This window comes from Flavobacterium soyae (assembly GCF_021245985.1).
GTDB classification, from domain to species: domain Bacteria; phylum Bacteroidota; class Bacteroidia; order Flavobacteriales; family Flavobacteriaceae; genus Flavobacterium; species Flavobacterium soyae.
On sequence record NZ_JAJQXA010000076.1, the window covers coordinates 1 to 255 of the forward strand.

Annotated in this window: 1 pseudogene; it reads right to left on the reverse strand. The window is 39.2% G+C overall.

The features are described from left to right. Positions 1–205: pseudogene (locus LUU93_RS21650) on the reverse strand (IS1182-like element ISMsp1 family transposase); the annotation flags it as partial. Positions 206–255: the final 50 nt, after the last annotated feature.

A 255-nucleotide genomic window follows, 5' to 3' on the forward strand; every position in this document is an offset into this window, starting at 1 on the left:
CAAAATCAACAGATTCTGTATTTTTAAGTTCTTCTTTGGCTACACTCTGTGCATAATGCCAAAGTTCTTCCAGCTGTTGTTCAATACGTTCTTTACTCTTTTTAATAGCCTTCCCCCATACAAAAGTGTAACGGTTGGCATTGGCTTCGATCTTTGTACCGTCAACAAAGGCAGTCTTAAGGCTTACGATGCCCTCCCTTTCCAACAAAAGGACAATTTGGGTGAAAATTTCTTTAATCTGCCCATTTAGACGTT